The sequence below is a fragment of the Erwinia mallotivora genome (genome assembly GCF_000590885.1).
GTDB classification, from domain to species: domain Bacteria; phylum Pseudomonadota; class Gammaproteobacteria; order Enterobacterales; family Enterobacteriaceae; genus Erwinia; species Erwinia mallotivora.
Genome location: NZ_JFHN01000045.1, coordinates 286,144 through 307,940, shown reverse-complemented (window position 1 = coordinate 307,940; position 21,797 = coordinate 286,144). Strand labels below are relative to the sequence as shown.

The following is a 21,797-nucleotide window of genomic DNA, read 5'->3' as shown; positions in this document are numbered from 1 at the left end:
AAACTAAATTTCGCGCCACATCAACGCGTTCAGATTTTGGCTGGCGAAGGGGCTTGCTCCAGTACGTTGCGCGTAATACTGTATATAAATACAGTTAAAGGAGTGTCAATCATGCCAGTAATAAGCCGTCCGCTGATCCATCAGACTCTGCACTTACCACTTTATCTTGAACGGGTTCCCTGTGGTTTTCCCAGTCCGGCGCAGGATTATGTCGAGGACGCTCTCGATCTGAACAACCTGGTGGTAAAGCACCCGAGTGCGACTTACTTTGTCAGAGTCAGCGGTGATTCGATGCTTGGCGCAGGTATCAGCGACGGCGATCTGCTGGTGGTGGATCGCTCTTTGTCAGCAGAACACGGCGATATTGTGGTGGCGGCGATAGCGGGAGAATTTACCGTCAAAGAGCTTCGTACCAGGCCATCCGTGCAACTTATTCCTCACAACAGCAACTATTCTCCGCTGACTTTTCAGGATGAAGAAGAGCTGGAAATATTTGGCGTAGTCACCTTCACATTGAAATCTAATAAACATGTACGCACTTGTTGATGTTAATAATTTCTATGCCTCCTGCGAGACTATTTTTCGTCCGGACCTGCGCGGCAAACCGATAGTGGTCGTCTCGAATAACGATGGCTGTATTATTTCGCGCTCGGCGGAAGCAAAAGCGCTGGGCATTAAGATGGCGGCCCCTTATTTCAAAATAAAAGAGGCGCTCCGCCAGCATCAGGTGACGGTTTTCAGCTCGAACTACGCCCTGTATGCCGATATCAGTCATCGTGTGATGCTGACCCTGACCGAAGCGGCCCCCGCCGTTGAGGTTTACTCTATCGATGAAGCCTTTCTTGATATCACCGGCCTTTCCCATTGCCTTTCCCTGACCGCCTTCGGACATCAGTTACGTAACCAGGTGCTGAAAAACACCGGACTGACGGTCGGCGTGGGGATGGCCCCCACCAGGACACTGGCGAAACTGGCTAATTATGCGGCAAAAAAGTGGCCCGGATTCAGCGGGGTTGTCGATCTGTCCGACCCTCTACACCAGCAAAAACTGCTGGCCAGAGTACCGGTAGAGGAAGTCTGGGGGGTGGGTCGCCGTCTCAGTAAACAGCTGCATACTTTGGGTATCGAAACCGCCCTGCAACTGGCGGGCACCAGCCCCTCGTTGATTCGTAAAAAATTCAGTGTTGTGCTTGAACGTACGGCGCGTGAGCTGCGTGGTGAATCCTGTCTGGCATTTGATGAGCTGATCCCGGCCAAACAACAAATTATCTGTAGTCGTTCTTTTGGGCATCGCATTACCCGGTATGACGATATGCATCAGGCGGTCTGCACTTACGCCGCGCGCGCCGCCGAAAAATTACGGGCTGAGGAGCGGTTTTGCTGTGTCATCAGCGTATTTATGCGTACCAGCCCCCATGCCGACAATGAACTGTTTTACGCCCCGCAGGCCAGCGGTCGGCTGGCAATCCCTTCTCAAGATACGCGTGACATACTACGTGTCGCCATCAGTTCACTGGACAGGATCTGGAAAGAGGGTTTTCGCTATATGAAAGCAGGCGTGATGCTGAGTGATTTTTTCAGCGAGGGCGTAGCGCAACTCAATCTGTTTGAGGCGCATCAACCCCGGCGCAACAGTCATGAGTTGATGCAGACCATTGATAAAATCAATCGTAAAGGCCGGGGTACGATATGGTTTGCCGGACAGGGCGCTGAGCACAGCTGGGCAATGAAACGCGACATGCTGTCACCCGGTTACACCACGCGCTATGCCGAATTGCCGGTGGTTAAATAGCGAGTGCCGGAGAGATCGCCGGGGAATGCTGCTGAACCGCTATCTGCCACAGATTTTAAACCGCTGCGAGTAAAAAACGACGCCCGACCATTTTGTCCATCTGGCGCACATTTTTGAACACCCTGTGCTAAATCCGTGCTTTTGCACAATAGTGCTGCCCGTGTGGATGTGCTGGAGTCAACGTCTGTTCAGAGGAGAAGGCAAAGAGAGGAATGATGAACAAATCGCGGCTGACGTTATTCTGTTGTGGAATGCTGTTCGTTTGCGTAGCGCAGGCTGCGCACTGTTTACCGGAAACATTTGCGGGTAAGGCCGATGGCAAAACGCTGAATACCAGCGCTATTCAGCAGGCTATCCAACAGTGCGCCGAACGCGGTGGCGGCACGGTTTACCTCTCTTCCGGCGTCTGGCTGAGCGGACCGTTACAGTTACAAAACAATATCACCCTGCAAATAAGCAAAGACGCCACGCTGAAGGCCAGCAATCAGGAAGGGAAGTTCATAGCAGCGTTTATTGGCCGTCCGGCACAGCGTAATGAGGCCTTTATCTTTGCCAGTAACGTCCGCAACGTGGTGATTAACGGCGGGGGCACCCTCGACGGCGATGGCGAAAAAAGCTGGTGGCCTGAAGCTCTGCGGATTCGGGCGGAAGTGCGTAGCGGTAATCCACACGTCTTCCGCGATCGCTTTCCCGGCGTTCCTCTGGCAAACGGCGTACCCCGTCCGTGGTTTATTGAGTTTAACGCGGTGAGCGGCGGCCGGATTGAACAGGTACATCTGACCAACTCACCGATGTGGAACATTGTCATCCGCAACAGTGAACATATTGATATCCATCAGGTAAAAATCAGCAATCCCGTCACCTCGCCCAATACGGACGGCGTGGATGTGGTGTCGTCGCGCGACATCACGATGTCAAATATGGATATTCATACCGGCGACGATAATATCGCCATCAAATCCGGGCTGATCCCCGGCACGGCTGCGCCAGCGCAGGACATCACCATCAGGGATTCGGTTATGCGTGACGGACACGGTATCTCCGCTGGCAGCGAAACCGCCAATGGTATTGGTCGGGTCACCATCAGCAATGTCACCTTTCTTAACACCGAAAACGGGATCCGCATAAAATCAGCACGCGATCGTGGCAATTATATTGGACCGCTGACGGCCGATAATCTGACCATGACCGATGTGGCAACGCCTGTTCTGGTCACCAGCAGCTACAGCGGGCAGTCCGGGGCGGCGGGCCACACGCTTACCAGTGCCATTGAGCACGCAGCAGTGACCGCATCCACGCCCAAAATTCGTGGTATCCACATTTCGAATCTCAGCGCCACCGGTGCCAGCCACGCGATGATTTTCAGCGGCCTGCCGGAATCGCAGGTGCAGGATGTGGTGCTTAAAAATATCGATATTGCAGCAAAACAGGGGGTGCAGGCGCGCTACGTTAGCGGCAGTGGACAACATGTGCGGATCAGGGTTGAACAGGGACCGATTGTCGCGCAAGGCCCGCAGGCAGCGTTAGCCCTGAGTCAGGACCTGACGGCGTCAGATGCCACGGGTGATAATGCAAAGCAGCATTGAGGCAGAAAATCACACTGACAGGCTGCGGTAAAGGGTGGTGATAAAGGTGCTGCCCACAGGCTGGCTCTTCTGGTTCACTGCCGTAAAGGCAGCTTAGAAATACGGTCGTCAGTACCTGATGATTGTTCAACAGTTCACTGCCGCACAGGCAGCTTAGAAAACATGCAGGACGCCATGTATCGCGAGGGCTTTGTTCACTGCCGTACAGGCAGCTTAGAAATGAGAGCCAGCATAGCCAGCTGCTAATGAACCGTTCACTGCCGTACAGGCAGCTTAGAAAACGTTCGTCGTGGCCACGGCATCTCTGCTGAGGTTCACTGCCGCACAGGCAGCTCAGAAAAACGCCTGACGGATTTACCTGTGGAAGGGGCCAACGGCTGAAATCACCATTATGGCCCCCTTCTCTTACACGAAGCCGATGTGGCTGTTACTCATCCTCATCTTCTTCATCGCGGGGTTTTCCGGCAAAACGATTACGCACCAGCACAAAAAACACCGGCACAAAGTAGATCGCCAGCAGGGTCGCCGCCACCATGCCACCAATTACCCCGGTGCCGACCGCGTTCTGCGCACCAGAACCTGCACCAGAGCTGAGTGCCAGTGGCAACACGCCAAGGATAAATGCCAGTGACGTCATCAGAATCGGCCGCAAACGCATGCGCGCTGCCGTCAGTGTGGCTTCCACCACGCCCTTCCCTTCCTGCTCAATCTGATCTTTAGCAAACTCGACAATCAGAATCGCGTTCTTCGCCGACAGGCCAATGGTAGTCAGCAGCCCGACCACAAAATAGACATCGTTATTCAGGCCACGCAGCAGGGTTGCCACCAACGCACCAAATACGCCAAGCGGCACCACCAGCATCACCGAAAAGGGAATCGACCAGCTTTCGTACAGCGCAGCCAGGCAGAGAAACACCACAATCAGCGAAATGGCGTACAGCGCAGGTGCCTGCTCACCGCTCATCCGCTCCTGATATGACATGCCGGTCCAGTCATAACCAATACCAGAAGGTAACTGCTGTGCCAGCTGTTCCATCAGCGCCATCGCTTCACCAGAGCTTTTGCCAGGCGCAGGCTGCCCCAGAATTTCCACCGATGACAGGCCATTGTAGCGTTCCAGCCGCGGCGAGCCGTGTACCCATTGCGCAGTGGAGAAGCTGGCAAAGGGCACCATCTTGCCGTTAGCGGCCCGCACATACCAGTTGTTAAGATCCTCCGGCATCATGCGATACGGCGCATCACTCATCACGTAGACTTTTTTTACCCTGCCATGATCAACAAAGTCATTAATATAGCTGCCGCCCCAGGCGCTGCTCAGCGTGGTGTTAATGTCGGAGAGATCCACGCCCAGCGCCGTGGCCTTTTCCTGATCGATATCCAGCTTATATTGCGGGCTGTCCTCCATGCCGTTTGCACGAACGGCCACCAGCGTCTCCGGATGCTGGCGCGCCAGAGCCAGCAGCTGGTCGCGGGCCGCCATCAGCTGGTCGTGCCCCAGGCTTGCCCGGTCGGTCAGTTCGAAATCGAAGCCGGTCGCATTGCCCAGCGCGATAATCGGCGGCAGGTTAAAGGCCACCACGTTGCCATCCATAATGCGACTGAATGCCTGCGCCGCACGGCTGACAATGGCATCAACCCTGTTCTCGTTGCCGCCCCGCTGCGACCAGTCTTTCAGACCGATAAACGCTATCCCCACATTCTGCCCGCGTCCGGCAAAACCAAAACCGTTAACCGTCAGCACGTTCTCAACGTTATTTTTCTCCTGATGCAGATAGTGATCCGTCACCTGATCGAGCACCGCCTGGGTACGTGCCTGGGTGGCTCCGGCAGGCAGAATCGCCTGGGTAGCCAGTACCCCCTGGTCTTCCGAAGGCAGGAATGAGGTGGGCAGACGCAGAAACAGCACCGCCATTGCCGCCACAATCACGCCATAAATCAGCAGATAGCGCCCGCTACGGTTGAGCATTCGCGCCACCGAATGGGTGTAATGCCCGGCGCTCTGGTCAAATTTGCGGTTAAACCAGCCAAACAGCCCGCGCGGTTGCTGATGTGTTCCCGGCTTAACCGGTTTGAGTATGGTCACGCAAAGGGCAGGCGTCAGGATCAACGCGACCAGTACCGACAGCACCATCGCGGAAACGATGGTAATCGAGAACTGACGATAGATAACGCCGGTACTGCCGCCAAAGAATGCCATCGGCACAAATACCGCAGAAAGTACCAGCGCAATCCCCACCAGCGCGCCCTGTATCTGTTCCATCGACTTACGGGTGGCAGCTTTTGGCTTCAGCCCCTCTTCGGCCATCACCCGCTCAACGTTTTCCACCACCACAATGGCATCATCGACCAGCAGCCCAATCGCCAGCACCATGCCAAACATAGTCAGGGTGTTAATGGAGTAGCCGAAGGCGCTGAGAATACCAAAGGTGCCAAGCAGCACCACCGGCACCGCAATGGTTGGGATCAGCGTCGCCCGGAAGCTTTGTAAAAACAGATACATGACCAGGAACACCAGCACGATGGCCTCAAACAGCGTCTTGACCACCTCATCAATCGAGATGCTGATAAACGGCGTGGTGTCATAGGGGTAAACCACCTTCAGACCTTGCGGAAAGTAGGGCTTCAGCTCATCAATTTTTGCCCGAATCGCCGCGGCAGTATCCAGCGCGTTGGCCCCGCTCGCCAGCTGGATCCCCAGCGCCGATGCCGGTTTTCCGTTGATTTTCACCACAAAATTGTAGTTCTCACCGCCACGCTCAATACGGGCCACGTCGTGCAGCCGTACCTGTGAGCCATCACCGTTGACTTTCAACAGAATATTGCCGAATGCCTCCGGTGAGGTCAGGCGGGTCTGGGCAATAATCGACGCGTTAAGCTGCTGCCCCGCCACCGGCGGCGCGCCACCCAGCTGCCCCGCCGCCACCTGGGCATTTTGTGTCTCGATCATGCTGATGACATCCACCGGGGTCAGCTGGTAGTTATTCAGCTTATTGGGATCGAGCCAGATGCGCATGGCGTACTGTGAACCAAACAGGGTGCTGTCACCCACCCCGTTGATACGGCTGATGGGATCTTTCAGGTTGGTCGCCACATAATCAGCAATGTCTTCCATACTCATCCGGCCGCTTTCATCGACAAAGCCGGGCACGAGGAAAAAGACGCTGGAGGATTTCCGCACGGTAATCCCCTGCTGCTGGACCTCCTGCGGCAGCAGGGGCGTGGCGAGTTGCAATTTGTTCTGCACCTGCACCTGGGCGATATCTGCATCAGTGCCGTTTTCAAACGACAGCGTCAGTTGCAGCGTGCCGGAAGAATCACTGGTGGAGGACATGTACATCAGGCCATCCAGCCCGCTCATGTTCTGCTCAATCACCTGGGTCACGCTGTTCTGCAAGGTGGTGGCATCCGCACCGGGATAGGTGGCACGGATTTGCACAGCAGTGGGGGCAACATCGGGATATTGCTCAACCGGCAGCTTAAGGATCGAAATCCCACCGGCCAGCATCACAATAATGGCCAGTACCCAGGCAAAAATGGGCCGATCGATAAAAAATCTGGACATCAGTCAGCGGTTCCTGTTGACGGGGAGGATGAATCGGAAGCGGCGACGGGTTTCACCGTCATACCGGGCCGGGCGCGTTGTAAACCGGAGATAATCACCCGTTCACCCGCCCGCAGCCCGGCGGTCACCCGCCATTTATCGCCGACAGCCTGTGACACCTGAATCGCACGAACGGATACCCGGTTGTCGCTGTCCACCACCATCGTGCTGGCATCACCGCGCGGCGTGCGCGTTACCGCCTGCTGGGGGATCAGTAGCGCACCGGGATCGCGGCCTTCCTCAAGGCGTGCGCGCACGAACATGCCGGGCAACAGCTGATGATCCGGATTGGGTATCACCGCACGCAGCGTGATTGAGCCGGTGGTTTGATCAACAGTGACATCAGAAAATGCCAGCGTGCCGGGATGGGGAAAAAGCACGCCGTTGCCGGTCACCACACTGACCCGCACCTTATCCGTTTGCTGTTGCAGACGTCCCGCGGCCAGTTCCTGTTGCAGATGCATAAACGCCTGTTCCGACTGGGTGACGTCGACATACAGCGGATCAAGCTGCTGCACCGTCGCCAGCGCATCAGATTGTGCGCTCTGCACCAGCGCGCCTTCGGTGACCGAAGAACGGCCAATGCGCCCACTGACAGGCGCGGTGATGGTGCTCCAGCCCAGGTTGATACGGGCGGTTTCCCGCGCGGCTTCAGCCACTGCCACTGCCGCCTGAGTTTGTGCAACCGTGGCCTGAGCCTGATCAAAGTCCTGTCGGCTGACGTACTGGTTGCCGGTCAGTGAGCGGTAGCGATTCAGCGTGACTCTGGCAATTTGCGCTCTGGCCTGCGCTTCAGATACTGCCGCGCTGGCGTTGTCATAGCTGGCCCGGAACGGTGCCGGATCGATCTGGTAGAGCGTCTGGCCGGCAACCACATCGCTGCCCTCAGTAAAGGCGCGTTTTAAAATGATGCCGGATACCTGAGGCCGCACCTGCGCGACCCGGAACGCCGAAGTGCGTCCGGGTAGCTCGGTGATAACCGGTAAATCCTGACTGACAAGGGTAAGCACTTTCACTTCGGGCGCATCCTGCGCCTGAGCCGTCGGCTCTGAGGATTGATCACAGCCGGTTAACGTTGAAATAACCAACGCGCATAGCAAAGCCAGAGGCTTTATTGCCACATTTTTGGGCATTATTATTTTCTCCCGGAAACCGGTGAAGGCGTTAAATTACAGCAGGTAATTGGCGTTATCAGTATTTAAGCGTCGCCAGGCCGCAGGAGGAACACGGTATTTCCTGACAAAAGAGCGGGTAAAGGATTGCTGGGACTCGTAACCATATTTAACCGAGATATCAATAACCGTGGCGCTGCTGTCAATCAAATCGTGCGCTGCCAGCTCCAGCTTTTTATTACGAATATAGTGGCCAAGGCTGATATTCATTACCCGAAAAAACATGCGTTGCAGGTGCCATTTGGAATAACCGGCGCGCAAAGCCACATCTTCAATTTTCAAAGGGCTGCGGATATTTTCATTTATCCAGACGATAAGATCCTGAACGATCATTCTTTGTCGGTTCATTCTTACCCCTTTTTAATCAGAGAGAAATTAGCGATGAAGAAGGACGAAATAAATCACAAGCAAGATGGACAGTTTTACACTGTAATATATCGCCACGGGTCAGAAGATCTGGCAGAGAGCCTGTGCAGAGCTATTTCGACTTCAGAAAGGGACTACTTGTAGATTTCAGCCACGCCATGAAGTTTATTATCCCCACCGGCCGCGATCACTTTAATGGCGGTCGCACCCTGCGCTCTGGCTTTATGCGAAAGTTTGCTGGTCAGACCGTCAAGGGAATAAGCATTCTCAGCAGAAACCACACCGATTTTCTGCTTACCGGCAATGGAATTATCCATCTCTGCGGCCAGAGCTGAATTTACCGCCAACAGGCTGGTCAGCACCATCATTACTGCGGTTACATTTTTCATATAAGCCTCACTGAATATTAAGAAACAAAACTACCCAACTGCGCAATAAGAGTATCATTGGCAGTTACATTTTATTAGCATGCTATCACTGATAAAGCTTATGAGTCGAAATCATCAATATCAGAAAAAAGCGGTAAAAAAGGCCAGAATGCCGGTTTGAGATTGCATTTCCATGCCACCTGAGCCGATTTTCACTGGTCAAATTGTGAAAAAATTACATATATTCTCCCTCTCTGTTGATGTCGGGGCACCGCCCGGCACGACCAGGCCAGGAGCCCACTATGCTGAAGGAAAACTTTAACGACCTGACCTATCTGGTGATGGTCGCAAATGAAAGGAGCTTCACCCGCGCGGCAGCGAAACTGGGCGTCTCCCAGTCAGCACTCAGTCATGCTATTCGCGGGCTGGAAGAGAGGCTGAACACCCGACTGTTAACCCGCACCACCCGCAGCGTGGCTCCCACGGAAGCGGGGGAACAACTTATCCGCAGCGTAGGCCCGATGATTGCCGACATCGAAAAAGCCCTGCTTAATCTGACGGAAAACCAGGGGAAGACCTCGGGCAATATCCGTATAACGGCTGGCGAACATGCGCTGCACTCCACCCTGTGGCCACTGCTGAAACCCTTTCTGGATGCCTGTCCGGAAGTGAATATTGAGTTATCCGTAGACAATACCCTGACGGATATTGTCAGCGGGCGCTTTGATGCAGGGGTGCGGCTGGGTGAGCAGGTGGAAAAAGATATGATTGCCGTCAGGATCGGACCGGACTGGAAAATGTCGGTGGTCGCCGCGCCAGACTATCTGGCACGCAGAGGCACGCCTGCAACCCCCTATGAGTTGCAGCATCACAACTGCATTAATATGCGTCTGCCGACCCTGGGCGGATTGTATAACTGGGAGTTCAGCAAGGATGGCAAGGAAATCCGCGTGAAGGTGGAAGGACAGCTGATCTTCAACAATCTGGCTTCACGAATTGATGCCGCACTGTCAGGGATGGGAATTGCTTATGTGCCCGAGGATTCCGTACGCAAACTGACGGAAGAAGGAAAACTGGCGAGCATACTGGAAGACTGGTGCGAACCCTTCAGCGGTTATTATCTCTATTATCCCAGCCGTAAACAGCACACAACCGCTTTTGCCAGGCTGATAGAGGCGGTCAGATACCGGGGTTGAGCGTTCATGGCAGTGAACATCCCTGCCATGAACTGAACGGACGCTTACGCCTGGAGTGAGGCAATATCGATCACAAAACGGTATTTCACGTCGCTTTTCAGCATCCGCTTCCAGGCAGCATTGATCTCCTGCATGGTGATCATCTCCACATCAGAAGTAATGCCGTGCTCACCGCAGAAATCCAGCATTTCCTGGGTTTCGGCAATACCGCCAATCACCGAACCTGCCACCGCCCTGCGCCCCATCACCAGCGGCGCGCTGTTCAGTACCGGTTCGAGAGGCCCCAGATAACCGACCAGTACCAGCGTACCACTCAGCGCCAGGGTAGGGATATAGGGCTGAAGATCATGCACATAGGGAACAGTGTCGATGATCAGATCAAACTGGTTAGCGACCGCTTTCATCTGCGCCTCATCGGTCGAAATCACCATATGCTTAGCACCCAGACGACGCGCATCCGCCTCTTTACCGGGCGAACGGCTGAAAAGTGTCACCTCCGCCCCCAGCGCTGTCGCCAGCTTAAGGGCCATATGACCAAGCCCTCCCAGCCCTGTCACCGCGACCTTGCTACCCGGTCCCACGTTCCAGTGACGCAGTGGAGACCAGGTGGTGATCCCGGCACACAGCAGCGGTGCCGAACTTTTTAAATCCAGCCCGTCCGGCACTTTAACGACAAACTTCTCCGTCACCACGATTTTATTTGAATAGCCGCCCCAGGTGGGCATGCCATCGTGCGGGTCAACGTCGTTGTAGGTCAGGGTATTGCCCTGTTCGCAATACTGCTCAAGCCCCTGCTCACAGGCGCTGCAATGCTGGCAGGAGTCCACCATACAACCGACGCCGACATGGTCACCTGGCGCAAATTTTGTCACCGCTTTTCCCACCTGCGTGACGCGGCCAATAATTTCATGACCCGGCACCATCGGATATTTTGCGCCGCCCCAGTCGTTGTGCGCATTGTGAATATCGGAGTGGCAGACACCACTGTATAAAATTTCGATCACCACATCATTATCGCGCGGGTCGCGACGTACAAACTGATGCGGAACTAAATCTTCTTTGGCCGCAAAGGCCGCATAACCCGTTACGTTTATGGTCATTTTTTTCTCCTGAAACTCAGTGTATTACCAGGGATAAATCTATTATTCATGCCAGTAACATTCAGCATGAGCAGTAAAGAAAGGCATTACGGACACTATTTCTGTCAGTTACTGGCAAGTAAAAAGGTTTTTTTCCTTCACCCCTTCACCACCAGAAACTACGCATTATGAATATAAATGGCCCGGTATTATTTCGTTTATTCCGACAGGGCCATCTTTTCGACAAAGACCAACTATCCGGCAAAGGGATAACGTTATCCTTCAACCCTAAAATAAATGACCAAAAAGAACAGCGATAATTATGCGCAATAATTGCAAGGGCCTGTGAATCAGATTCATTAATGCTATTACTGCCAGTAGAAAAGATATCCTGAAAAGTTATACAGCGATGGACAAAAGGGTGTCGGAGCCACAGCTGCCTCTTTGCCAACGATGACACCGTTGATCAGGTGACAGGGTGTTGTGCAGTGAGTTGCAGCCTGCATCCTGATAAAAACCTGAAACCAGCGCGCCTCTTGTTTTGTCTGATACAGACACCATGGCGCGCAAAAAATAATCAGTTATATAATTTTCACCTGACTATCCTTAACTTTCCCCCTTCAGAAACATCTTATTTATTCATCATTAAGCCAATTACCGGCAAAGACTCCCGTATAAAAAACCGACAAAAAAGACCATTGAGCCCGGATGGATGAAAAAAAACGCCCCGCTACAGCCATAAAATGACAGTACCTGTGCAGAAAAAAAATCATAAGAAAAATCTAAAAAAATAACCTTGCAAAGTGGAGTTTACGATAAACGCCAATATCTGAAAACGCCGTAATCTCTGGCGCGAGCTGATAAAACCCCAGGTGAAATAAAAAATAAAATAACCAGCAAAAAAAATACTCTGAAAAAATAACGGAACTGAAAATACTTTTTTCCCACTCAGTATTGAATGTGGCAAAAGAAAAAAAACCGACGCACATCACTGACTATGAAAAATTATTCCACAGCGATTGCATTGGTATATCGCCGTATCATATATTCCCCCAACCATAAGTTATTCTGATATTCACTTATTGGTTTTACTAAACATTCCTTTTCAACCTGTTTATTTCAGGTTGCCATTGGTTGTGTGATTTTTTTATTTTCCGATACTAAGGAGTACAATAATGAAATTCAGCTTGCCAGCGATTGTTTCTGGAAGTAAATCCGATCGTCAATTAGGTAAAGAGATGATTGACGTGTGGCGTCGTGATGGCATATTTGAAGTTCAGCTCACACCGGAGCAGGCTTCGGTGGCGGATGCGGCGATTAACAGCAGTAAAAACTTTTTTAAAGAACCGCTGGAAAAGAAAAAAAGTCTTCTTAATGACATCTCATACAGTGGTTATATTGCCAGCAGAGAAGAAATAACCGCAGGTGAAGAAGACTATTCGGAGATATTTACCGTCTGTAAAGATCTGCCATTATCCGATCAGAGAGTCGAAGCGGGCTGGCCCTGCCATGGTCCGGTTCCGTGGCCCAATCATACTTTTAAAGAAAATGTCTCCGTGCATATGAATATGATGGGTGGAATTGGCGATAAACTATTACAGCTGGCCGCGCTCGGACTGGGATTAGAATTAAATCAACTTAAATCACTGACCGAAGATGGCTGGCATCATATGAGAATGTTGCGCTTTCAGCAGGCGGTGACTGAATCTGACCGGGGCATTGGTTCCCATCCGATTATGGTTTTCTGGTTATTGCTATTCAGAAAGATGCCGATGGACTGGATATCCGTCCTCCTCTGGCGGCCGATGGCAGCAGGGAAGTCAGAAAGAAAAACTGGCTGGAGGGCCAGAGTACCGCCGGAGAATATCAGAACGATCCCCACTGGGTCAGAATGCCGCTGACGCCGGATGTCGTCACCGTTTTCCCTGGCGATTTACTTCAGTACCTGACCGGTAATTATCTGATTTCCACGCCTCACAAAATCATTTTGCACCCGGAAAGAGAGAGATTCGCGCTGGCTTATTTCCACGAGCCAAATTTCCGCCAGGCGATAAGGCCGCTAATGGGGGAAAATCAACCCGCGTCGATCACTTACGGCGAACATTTCACCAATATGTTTATGCGGTGCTATCCGGAAAGACCGGCCACGAAACGGATTATTGCTGAGAACCGCCAGAAAATTTTCTCCTGATTCTGAAGGTAACAGGCTGGGTATAAGCGCAGAGTCTGTGCCACCTGCATATGGCCGGTGTCAGTCACGCCACCGGCCATCGTATGTGCAGAAAGGTTATGCAGTCTCAGCGACCTGAGCCTTGGCGGTAATAAAGGCTACCACTGCCTGAGTCACCTCAGCGGTGGTAGCTTTACCACCAATATCCGGGGTCATGATGCCTTTGCGGCAGGCCTCCTCTGTACCGGCCATGATCAGCGCCGCCGCGTAACGCTCTCCCAGATGTTCCAGCATCTGCGCTGCCGTCCAGAAACTGGCAACCGGGTTAGCGATACCTTTGCCGGTGATATCAAATGCCGAACCGTGAATCGGTTCAAACATTGATGGAAAACGGCGTTCCGGGTCGATATTTGCCGTTGGTGCCACGCCCAGACTGCCTGCCAGCGCACCGGCCAGATCGGAGAGAATATCCGCATGCAGGTTGGTGGCAACGATGGTATCCAGACTTTGCGGATGCAGGGTCATGCGATGCGTCATCGCATCCACCAGCATCTTGTCCCACTGCACATCCGGAAATTCCTGCGCCACTTCCGCCGCAATTTCATCCCACATCACCATGCCATGTCGTTGCGCATTAGACTTGGTAACCACCGTCAACAACTTACGTGGACGAGACTGCGCCAGACGGAAGGCATAACGCATAATTCGCGTCACGCCCACCCGGGTAAAAATGGCTACTTCAGTGCCGACTTCCTCCGGAAGACCGCGGTGCGCACGTCCACCGTTGCCGGAATATTCACCTTCTGAATTCTCACGCACGATCACCCAGTCCAGGCAGCCCGGCCCGCAGTTGCGCAGCGGTGGTGTAATCCCCGGCAGGATCCGGGTGGGACGAACATTGGCATATTGATCAAATCCCTGGCAGATGGGTAAGCGCAGCCCCCACAAAGTAATATGATCCGGCACGTCAGGCGCCCCCACCGCGCCAAAATAGATCGCGTCAAATTTCTTCAGCGTTTGCAATCCGTCTTCCGGCATCATCACGCCGTGCTTTTTGTAATAATCAGAACCCCAGTCAAAATTCTCAATAGTGAATTTCAGTGAGCGGTCCTGCTTTTCCAGCGCACGCAGTACCTCAATACCGGATGAAATCACTTCAGGGCCGATACCATCCGCAGGAATAGCAGCAATTGCATAGTGGCGCATAATAATCTCCAGTCGTTAGCGTATTTCAGGATGAGAAAAACAGGTCGTTTGTGGCTTTTTCTTTTTCAGCGATAACAGAAAAATAATCAGTGCAGACAACATCAGTAATCCGGCGACAAAATAAAGTCCCCAATGCCATGAGCCGGTTTGTTGACGAATAACACCAATAATCACCGGCCCGACAAAACCACCAAGATTGCCAATGGAATTAATAGCGGCAATTCCGGCTGCCGCTGCCGGACCGGAAAGAAACAGCCCAGGCATACTCCACAGCGGCGGCTTGGATGCGCTGATACCGATATTAATCAGCGTCAGCGCAATAATTACGCCGGTGAGTGAAAGAACATTTCCCGCCAGCAGCAGCCCTGCCGCTGCCAGCAGACAGGCGGCAATAACATGCCAGCTACGTTCACCGCTACGGTCAGAATGTCGCGCCCACAACACCATTGCCAGCACACCGAGCACGGCTGGAAAGGCGTTGAAAACCCCCGTTGCCAGCGCCGATGCGCCGAAGGAGTGAATGATTTGTGGCGACCAGATACTGAGGGTGTAAAGTCCTGCGGAAGTACCAAAATAGACCAGCGCCAGCGCCAGTACCCGACGGTCAGCCAGCCCACGCCAGACGGTGCTGTGTCTGCCAGCCTCAGCGGGGGAACGCGTTTCATCCGCCAGGGTGTTCTGTAACCAGTCCCGCTCCTGTTGCGTCAGCCATTTCGCCTTTGCCGGGCGATCGGTGAGAAAAAATAACACCACGCACCCTGACACCACCGCCGGTACAGCCTCAAGTACGAACATCCACTGCCAGCCCGCAAAACCCATTACGCCCTGCATCTGTAACAACGCTGCCGAAAGCGGCGAACCCAATGCCGTCGATAAGGGAGCCGCCGCCATAAAAATAGCCGTCACCTGAGCCCGCCGCGCAGCCGGAAACCAGTAGCTGAGATAGAGAATAATGCCGGGGAAAAATCCTGCTTCTGCCACACCCAATAAAAAGCGCAGCAGATAAAAGCTGTTTGCTCCCTGCACCAGTGCCATGCAACCGGAAACTAATCCCCAGCTAATCATCACCCGCGCTATCCAGATGCGGGCACCCACCTTATGCAAAATAAGGTTGGAGGGTACTTCAAATAAGAAATAGCCGAGAAAAAATATTCCCGCACCCGCACCAAATACCGTCGGTGATAGTCCCAGATCTTTATTCATGGTCAGTGCGGCAAAACCAAGATTCACACGATCTATAAAGGCGATGAAATAGAGCAACATAATAAAAGGCACAATGCGCAGAGTAACTTTACGCATCACCTTTTTTTCGAGGTGAGTATTCATTCTGACGTGCTCCGCAGGTTGTACAGGGTATTTTTTTAATAAGCTTCAGTATGCAGTTCGGTCTGGACTTATCATCAGAGGTGGATTATATAATTTATTTAAATTATCCCGAGGTGACGAAAAATATGGATATAAATCAATTACGTTGCTTTATGGCAGTGGCAGAAGAACTGCACTTTGGTCAGGCGGCACAAAAGCTGGAAATGATGCCTGCATCACTAAGCCGCTTTATTCGTCTGCTGGAAGATGACCTTGGCGTACGCCTGCTTAACCGTTCGACTCGCAATGTTTCGCTGACGGAGGCAGGGACAGAATTTTTCGATGAAGCAGGTAAAGTGATTGCTCAGTTTGACGCCCTGGCGGAACGTTTTAAAAAGACCAAAAAGAGTGGCCGCCGGGTGCTGCGGATTGGTGCCATCGACAGTGCAGCAAGAGGCCTGCTGCCACAATTGTTAAACCGGTTTATGCAGGAGCATCCTGAAGCAGACGTTCACCTGACAGAAGATAAGACCGCCAGCCTGCTTCCGCGCCTGAAATCAGGCTGGCTGGATATGATTTTTATTCGTCCCCCGGAAAGCCTGGACAGTAGCCTGTCCGTACAGTTTATTACCCGCGAAACCTGTGTGCTGGCCGTTCCCGTCATGCATCCTTTGTCATCAAGATCCTCTGTCTGCGTGGAGGATTTTAAGCAGGAAGCGATGATCGTCCCGGAAAGAAGAGCCCGGCCACACAGTCACGATCTGACCATGAATTTGTTCAGAACATCAGGGCTGACACCGCGTGTGGTGCAATACGCTGAAGAAAAACAAACCATTCTCAGTTTTGTGGCAGCAGGCCTGGGGTTGGCAATCGTGCCCGCCTCATTTTGCAATATGAATACCGAAGGCGTGACCTATATAAAGTTAATAATGAATAATGAAATCAGGGGATTGCCGTTAAGTATGGTGTGGCATAAGGGTAGCAATGACAGCAATGTCCTCGCTTTGCTGACGCTTTTTTCCGCGCACAAAGCGCACTGGGTTGCCGGGCTTCTGGGAATTGACAGCCGGGAGGATGGCTAATGATACGGACTCGCGCGGTGCTGCTGATAATGTTTATCCACGCGATGAGCAGAGAACCCGATGGTCATAATCAGTCACCGACTGACAGGTAATTTAAAAATTGTTAATTGGTCCCGTTTTCCGCAGACCGATTATTTTGCCAATGCCACCGTGTCGTTGTAGGGAAATCCCTGGAATATTATTTTTCTGTCTGAATCTTTAAAAGATGATCGACCTAATCCGCTGCTCTGTGTTAACTAACTAAGGGCCAGTACAAAACAGAAATCTGGCGCAATCAATGAGCTTTTCTGTAGTCAGAAAAAAGACATTGATAAGAAAATTTATCTTTCTCAGTAAAAAGATAACCATGCATCATCATTCTATCGATGCAAAATATTTAATCTTTTACCTGAAAAATGATTATTTAAATTCAACTTTCCCCCCTGCATTGTCTGCCTGCCGTTCAATCCATAAAATTAATCATTCGGAATAATCAGAAAAATCAGTACCGGCTTTAATCTTATCTCTGATAAAGAGATTTTTAACGTGCTGTTGACTGACAGGCCTTCCTTTGTGTGAAAAAAAATCATTCCTTTTTTTTAGAAAAAAAAGCTAATTCTCAGGCGAGAAAAATATTTTTTTACACCCGCAGTCAGGCCACACCCTGGTCGCATCAGCAGGTGGGAATCATAAGTTCATGTCTTTCAATCAGGTTGAAAATATAAACGAGGCTTACCAACCCGGCAGGGGCTAAATCTGTAAAATAATTATCGCCCAGTCAATCGATTTATAATGTCCGGGCAACAAAGCACCAACACATTCAACAAGATTTTAATCTAATAACCATTGGACCATATAACATGCCCGCTGAATACTATTATGTTACACAACACACCGACCAGGCCGGTTATCACCTTCTCCACCGGGCGGGGTGTATTAAAATGCCGGCCCGTAATTCGCTGGTTTTTATTGGCAGTCTGTATAATTCGTTGCAGGCGCTGACTGTTGCCAGAGTACGTTTTGGTGACAACGTGAAAGCATGCTACTTCTGCTGCCTGTCACATCATGAAAAAGGTGGCCGTTTTTCTCATCCCCTCCCCCCGGTACAACGCCGCCCGTCTGGCCGGGTAACAGAATGAGTCATTGACACAGCATGCTGTCAGAGATGACAAATACAACACAAAATGACAATTCCTGCTGGAAAGCGCTGAATGTTAAGAGTTTTTACAGCGCATAATTGGATTTCCGACTATTAATTTTTATGTCGTAAATTCATTTACTCAGGAGTGTCTGATGCCAGTAGCGAGATACAGAATTGCCGTTATCCCCGGTGACGGGATAGGTAAAGAAGTGATGCCGGAAGGTGTGAAAGTGATGGATGCCGTCGCCCGGCTTTTTGACATCCAGTTCGAATGGACCTGGTTTGACTTTGCCAGTGCAGAATATTATCAGCAACACGGCAAAATGTTACCTGATGACTGGTTCGATACCCTCAGATCTTTCGATGCTATCTACTTTGGTGCCACAGGATGGCCGGATGCGGTGCCTGATCACGTCTCGCTCTGGGGCTCGCTACTCCAGTTTCGCCGTCAGTTTGATCAGTATGTCAACCTCCGTCCGGTCAGGCTGCTTGCCGGAGTTAAAGCCCCGCTGGCAAACCATCAGCCCGGTGATATCGACTTCTATGTGGTCAGAGAAAATACCGAAGGAGAATATTCCAGCGTCGGCGGAACTCTTTTTCCAGGAACCGAACGGGAAATTGTGATTCAGGAAACGGTGATGACCCGGACTGGCGTTGATCGTATCCTGAAATATGCCTTTGAACTGGCGAAAAAACGGCCAGCTCAGCATCTGACATCGGCGACCAAGTCAAATGGCATCGCTATCACTATGCCCTGGTGGGACAGCCGGGTAGCGGCAATGGCTGAGCATTATCCTGAACTCCGCGTGGATAAATATCATATCGATATTTTAACGGCGCACTTCGTTTTGCATCCGGAACGTTTCGATGTGGTGGTCGCGAGTAACCTGTTCGGCGATATTCTTTCCGACCTTGGGCCGGCCTGTACCGGCACCATCGGTATTGCCCCTTCCGCCAATATTAATCCCGAGCGTAACTATCCCAGTTTATTTGAGCCTGTTCACGGTTCCGCACCGGATATCGCAGGAAAAGGCATTGCCAACCCGACTGGGCAGATTTGGTGTGGGGCGATGATGCTGGATCACCTGGGCCACAGTGAAGCAGCAGAAGCCGTGCTAAAGGCAATAGAGGTGGTTCTGGCGAACAGCGAAAATAAACATCTTTTAACTCCCGATATGCAGGGTACCGGGCGCACGAAGGATTTGGGTAGCGCAATTGCTGACGCGCTGTAATCTTCAGGTGGCAGACGGATTCATCCAGCCTGCCACCGTTAATTTCTGAGATATCCGTTCAATTATTTACCACTTCACCTCGAAACAAATTTAATTTTAATTTAATATGAGAACATTCCTATTAAAAATCATTCAGAGCTGCCAGCCATATCTTAATTAAGTTAATTTCTATCACAATTAAGATTACACCTGGACAATAACATTTCGCAAATAACATTTAATCAACATATTTTAAAAAATAAAAAACTTGCTCCCTGTTAACATATTAAGAATGAACAAAATTAAAATAAAAGATCATGGCTAAATTATCAGTAAAAAATTAAAACCACGACTTCACATTAACTTAATTTAAACAAAATTCCAGTTACTCCCTGTTTAATACTGTCTGAATCAATAAAAAAGAATATCCTTTTGATGATTGCCATCATGAGAAAATTAGATTTAAAAACCAAATATAAGCTAACAAAAGAAATAAAAATCTAAAATAATAGTAATTTAAGATTTTTATTCTTAATTTGAGATTTATTAATCGAATCGACTCATTTTTTAATATGGTTGAGGTCATTTCATAAGAGAAGGTAAAATTTATTAGTACTTTTAACAGAATCCATGAATGCAAAGACGCCCCTGATATATCGCCGTGATGGTTAAAATAGAGGCAATGCGTGGAGGCAACATAATGGATCAACATAGTAAAAAGGTTTTTGGCTATGTGATTGAAAAGGATATTCAGGTCAACATCGTGCAGAACAGTGTTATCAACATTAACCACCTTAACCGGGAGAAAAACCCGGCCGTGGTGACGTTGAGGAAAACCATGATGCGACTGTTTATATACCTCCTTGAAAATGCAGATGGCAAAGTCATCCCACATGAAGATATTTTACTTAACGTCTGGGATAAATATGGTCTGAGTTCATCAACTCAGCGTCTGTGGCAGGTAATGCGATGTCTGCGTAATAAATTATCTTCTCTGGGAATACCGGAAGATTTCATTACCCGCATAGAAACAGGCCCGGAAAGAGGCTATCGAGTCAATAAAGATAAAGTCACCACTATTTATTATTACGACCAAAAGAATTTGTAGCAATCAATCTACAAATACCTTCCATTTACGGGAAGGGTATGTGGCTCAGTTTGCAATAAAAGAGCCACTAAAATCATCTGAAATAGTAAAAGGAGTTAATATGAAATACGCAACGCTTGCGGCAGTTATTTTCGCTGCATGTTCATCAGCTAATGTTTATGCTGCTGCTGAAGGTACAATTACTTTTAACGGCACGCTTCAGGCCACAACCTGTAACAGCAGCATCAATGGTGGCGATGCCAGTGCTGATGTTGAACTGCCAATTGTGGGTATTAATCAGCTTGCATCTGCTGGTCAGACTGCTGGTCAGACCCAATTTACTATTGGCCTGAGTGGTTGTGAAGGTGTGCTGACTACCGCTGCAGCCTTCTTTGAAACTGGCGATACCGTTGACTCTAATGGTCGCCTGATCGATCAGAACGACACTACCGATCAGAAAGTCGCATTCCAGCTGCGCAATGCTGGTAATCAGTCAATTATTGTTGTGGGTAACAGCAGCCAGGAAACCAACAATACCTATGGTGAAATGGTTGATGGAAGTTTAACCCTGCCTTACCTGGTTGAATACTATGCTAACTCCGCAGCAGGTGCTGGCACAGTAACCAGTAATGTAACCTACTCTATTATGTACAAATAATAGTGTCTGTAGCAGAGAGACGTCGTCTCTCTGCTTTTTAATTTAAAAAAACTTTTTATCGAATAAAGAATCCTGCATGAAAAAATTATTTTCTTCCGCGTTGCTGCTGGCAATGATTGCCACCCTGTACAGCCCCGTGTTATTTGCCAGTATCGTGGTCAATGGCACGCGCGTAATTTATCCCGGCAATGCCCGTGAAATTAGCGTAAAAATGACTAATATGGGGAAACGACCTTTATTGATACAGAGCTGGATTGACGATGGAGATATGAAAGCAAAACCAGAAAATATCCATGTTCCTTTTGTTCTCTCTCCACCTTTTAACCGCGTCGATGCCGGAAAAGGTCAGACACTAAGAATAAGCCAGACCGATTCAAGCCTGCCGGAAGATCGCGAATCAGTATTCTGGTTAAATATTCTGGAAATTCAGGCTAAAAATCCCCAACTCAGCGACAGTAATCATTTACAGATGGCCTTTCGTACGCGTATCAAATTTTTCTATCGGCCAGATAAACTGGCAGGTGATGCCAACGACGCAATCAAAATGGTCAAATGGCAGCAGCGTGGGAATCAGCTGATGGCCAGTAATCCTGGTCCTTATTATATTTCACTGGTCAATATTAAGTTGAATGGCAAAAAAGTCGAAGGTGAAATGATTGCGCCATTCCAGTCCCAGGCCTTTGCTCTTACAGGTAAATCCGGCGATGCGCTCACCGGAGAGTTTATCAATGATTATGGCGCGCTGATAAGCTTTGAAGCGAAGTTACAGGAATAACGCCCGCGTTAATTTAATGAATA

19 protein-coding genes and 1 CRISPR repeat array are annotated in these 21,797 nt (G+C 50.5%); of the genes, 12 read left to right on the top strand and 7 right to left on the bottom strand.

Annotated elements, in window-relative coordinates:
• Positions 1-111: 111 nt before the first annotated feature.
• From umuD to BG55_RS10220, 3 genes are all read left to right on the top strand, one after another.
• The gene (umuD, locus tag BG55_RS10230; RefSeq protein ID WP_034937143.1) at positions 112-546 is read left to right on the top strand and encodes a translesion error-prone DNA polymerase V autoproteolytic subunit; all 435 of its coding nucleotides are present in this window, start codon (positions 112-114) and stop codon (positions 544-546) included.
• Positions 530-1,792 carry a translesion error-prone DNA polymerase V subunit UmuC gene (gene umuC, locus BG55_RS10225; protein ID WP_034937141.1) on the top strand — a complete coding sequence of 421 codons (1,263 nt, stop codon included), beginning with the start codon at positions 530-532 and terminating at the stop codon, positions 1,790-1,792. Before umuD ends, umuC begins: the two co-directional genes overlap by 17 nt.
• Positions 1,793-2,004: 212 nt before the next feature.
• A complete protein-coding gene (locus BG55_RS10220) occupies positions 2,005-3,378 on the top strand; it encodes a glycoside hydrolase family 28 protein (RefSeq protein WP_071995003.1) in 1,374 nt (457 codons plus the stop codon).
• Between the two features lie 72 nt (positions 3,379-3,450).
• A CRISPR array of direct repeats spans positions 3,451-3,718; the repeat unit is 28 nt; unit sequence GTTCACTGCCGTACAGGCAGCTTAGAAA.
• An 87-nt stretch (positions 3,719-3,805) separates the two neighbouring features.
• Here the strand turns inward: BG55_RS10220 and BG55_RS10215 are convergent.
• The 4 genes from BG55_RS10215 to BG55_RS10200 all read right to left on the bottom strand — a co-directional run bounded on the left by BG55_RS10215 (position 3,806) and on the right by BG55_RS10200 (position 8,906).
• Complete coding sequence (locus BG55_RS10215) at positions 3,806-6,940, bottom strand: efflux RND transporter permease subunit (RefSeq protein ID WP_034937139.1); 3,135 nt, start codon at positions 6,938-6,940, stop codon at positions 3,806-3,808.
• Positions 6,940-8,112: an efflux RND transporter periplasmic adaptor subunit gene (locus BG55_RS10210; RefSeq protein WP_034937137.1), complete on the bottom strand. Its 1,173-nt coding sequence runs from the start codon at positions 8,110-8,112 to the stop codon at positions 6,940-6,942. Before BG55_RS10210 ends, BG55_RS10215 begins: the two co-directional genes overlap by 1 nt.
• Before the next feature lie 36 nt (positions 8,113-8,148).
• Positions 8,149-8,499: a helix-turn-helix domain-containing protein gene (locus tag BG55_RS10205; protein WP_034937136.1), complete on the bottom strand. Its 351-nt coding sequence runs from the start codon at positions 8,497-8,499 to the stop codon at positions 8,149-8,151.
• A 152-nt stretch (positions 8,500-8,651) separates the two neighbouring features.
• Positions 8,652-8,906: a YdgH/BhsA/McbA-like domain containing protein gene (locus BG55_RS10200; RefSeq protein ID WP_034937134.1), complete on the bottom strand. Its 255-nt coding sequence runs from the start codon at positions 8,904-8,906 to the stop codon at positions 8,652-8,654.
• Positions 8,907-9,187: 281 nt separating this feature from the next.
• Between BG55_RS10200 and BG55_RS10195 the strand changes: the two genes are divergently transcribed.
• Entirely contained in the window at positions 9,188-10,081 is an 894-nt protein-coding gene (locus tag BG55_RS10195; protein WP_034937132.1) for a LysR family transcriptional regulator, read from the top strand.
• A 44-nt stretch (positions 10,082-10,125) separates the two neighbouring features.
• On the opposite strand, the gene BG55_RS10190 is transcribed toward BG55_RS10195, so the two are convergent.
• Positions 10,126-11,181 carry an NAD(P)-dependent alcohol dehydrogenase gene (locus BG55_RS10190; RefSeq protein WP_034937130.1) on the bottom strand — a complete coding sequence of 352 codons (1,056 nt, stop codon included), beginning with the start codon at positions 11,179-11,181 and terminating at the stop codon, positions 10,126-10,128.
• 1,154 nt (positions 11,182-12,335) lie between these two features.
• Here BG55_RS10190 and BG55_RS10180 point away from each other — a divergent pair.
• Positions 12,336-13,061 (top strand): 2-oxoglutarate and iron-dependent oxygenase domain-containing protein, encoded by a 726-nt coding sequence (locus tag BG55_RS10180; RefSeq protein WP_200871612.1) that lies wholly within the window; start codon positions 12,336-12,338, stop codon positions 13,059-13,061.
• Positions 13,052-13,351, top strand: a complete 300-nt coding sequence (locus BG55_RS22980; RefSeq protein ID WP_200871611.1) for an isopenicillin N synthase family oxygenase — start codon at positions 13,052-13,054, stop codon at positions 13,349-13,351. Before BG55_RS10180 ends, BG55_RS22980 begins: the two co-directional genes overlap by 10 nt.
• 96 nt (positions 13,352-13,447) lie before the next feature.
• On the opposite strand, the gene BG55_RS10175 is transcribed toward BG55_RS22980, so the two are convergent.
• Together BG55_RS10175 and BG55_RS10170 are read right to left on the bottom strand one after the other, a co-directional pair.
• Entirely contained in the window at positions 13,448-14,536 is a 1,089-nt protein-coding gene (locus BG55_RS10175; RefSeq protein ID WP_034937125.1) for a tartrate dehydrogenase, read from the bottom strand.
• Positions 14,537-14,551: 15 nt separating this feature from the next.
• On the bottom strand, positions 14,552-15,862 hold the full coding sequence (locus BG55_RS10170) for an MFS transporter (RefSeq protein WP_034937123.1): 1,311 nt from the start codon (positions 15,860-15,862) through the stop codon (positions 14,552-14,554).
• A gap of 125 nt (positions 15,863-15,987) precedes the next feature.
• On the opposite strand from BG55_RS10170, the gene BG55_RS10165 reads away from it, so the two are divergent.
• The 6 genes from BG55_RS10165 to BG55_RS10140 all read left to right on the top strand — a co-directional run bounded on the left by BG55_RS10165 (position 15,988) and on the right by BG55_RS10140 (position 21,774).
• Complete coding sequence (locus BG55_RS10165; protein WP_052018788.1) at positions 15,988-16,923, top strand: LysR family transcriptional regulator; 936 nt, start codon at positions 15,988-15,990, stop codon at positions 16,921-16,923.
• A gap of 920 nt (positions 16,924-17,843) precedes the next feature.
• Entirely contained in the window at positions 17,844-18,041 is a 198-nt protein-coding gene (locus BG55_RS21440) for a hypothetical protein (protein ID WP_052018781.1), read from the top strand.
• A gap of 154 nt (positions 18,042-18,195) precedes the next feature.
• A complete protein-coding gene (locus BG55_RS10155) occupies positions 18,196-19,275 on the top strand; it encodes a tartrate dehydrogenase (protein ID WP_034937120.1) in 1,080 nt (359 codons plus the stop codon).
• 679 nt (positions 19,276-19,954) lie between these two features.
• Complete coding sequence (locus tag BG55_RS10150) at positions 19,955-20,362, top strand: winged helix-turn-helix domain-containing protein (RefSeq protein WP_034937118.1); 408 nt, start codon at positions 19,955-19,957, stop codon at positions 20,360-20,362.
• 40 nt (positions 20,363-20,402) lie between these two features.
• A complete protein-coding gene (locus BG55_RS10145; protein WP_235192741.1) occupies positions 20,403-20,999 on the top strand; it encodes a fimbrial protein in 597 nt (198 codons plus the stop codon).
• A 76-nt stretch (positions 21,000-21,075) separates the two neighbouring features.
• Positions 21,076-21,774: a fimbrial biogenesis chaperone gene (locus BG55_RS10140; RefSeq protein ID WP_034937113.1), complete on the top strand. Its 699-nt coding sequence runs from the start codon at positions 21,076-21,078 to the stop codon at positions 21,772-21,774.
• Positions 21,775-21,797 lie beyond the last annotated feature (23 nt).